The organism is Neisseria sp. P0021.S006 (assembly GCF_051956895.1).
Window position 1 is genome coordinate 1 of the sequence record NZ_JBQCWZ010000864.1, and the last position, 610, is coordinate 610.

Here is a 610-nt window from a genome sequence, read left to right on the forward strand (position 1 = left end):
GCAATATCTTGTTGCTGACCGCCGTCAAAGACCCCCGACATTCCCACGTCTCCGCACTGGCTCAATTTTTGGGTGCAACGTTTGAATATCGCGATTAAAAAACAGTATTTGCACCGGATACAAAAAGGCCGTCTGAAAACAAGGTTTCAGACGGCCTGCTATTTTCAAATCAAGAAGGATAACGGTGTGCCACCAATTTTCCGTCTATGTATTCGCCGATATAGACTTGCGAGGCTTCAAGGTGGAGGCGGTCGAGTTCTTGTTGCAGCCACTCTTCGTCACGCTTAATGATTTCGAGGATGTCGGGGTCGACTTGGCCGTCTGTAATCAGCGGATAGCGCAGGCTTTCGTCGCCGTACTTAATGACGGCGAGCTGGCCGTTTTGTTCCATCACGGCGCGTTTGACGGCAGAGATTTCGTAGATGCCGGCGGCGCGGAGTTTGAACATGAGGTCGTGCGCGCTGATGCCGTTTTTCATACATTCTTCTGCTTGGACTTCGCCGTTGACGATGATCCAAACGGATTTACCGTCAATCACGGATTTGACCCAGTGGTTGTGGTTTTTGATGAATTTCAGGCTTAAGACCAACAACGTCCACAAAATCAGTAC

General features: G+C 49.7%; 1 protein-coding gene and 1 pseudogene. One reads left to right on the forward strand and one right to left on the reverse strand.

The features are described 5' to 3' along the window. Positions 1-98, forward strand: a pseudogene (locus ACTHUM_RS17565) (DUF488 domain-containing protein); the annotation flags it as partial. Positions 99-169: 71 nt separating this feature from the next. Here ACTHUM_RS17565 and ACTHUM_RS17570 read toward each other — a convergent pair. Further along, positions 170-610: DUF421 domain-containing protein (locus tag ACTHUM_RS17570; RefSeq protein WP_440403632.1), on the reverse strand; the 441-nt coding region annotated here is incomplete at its 5' end.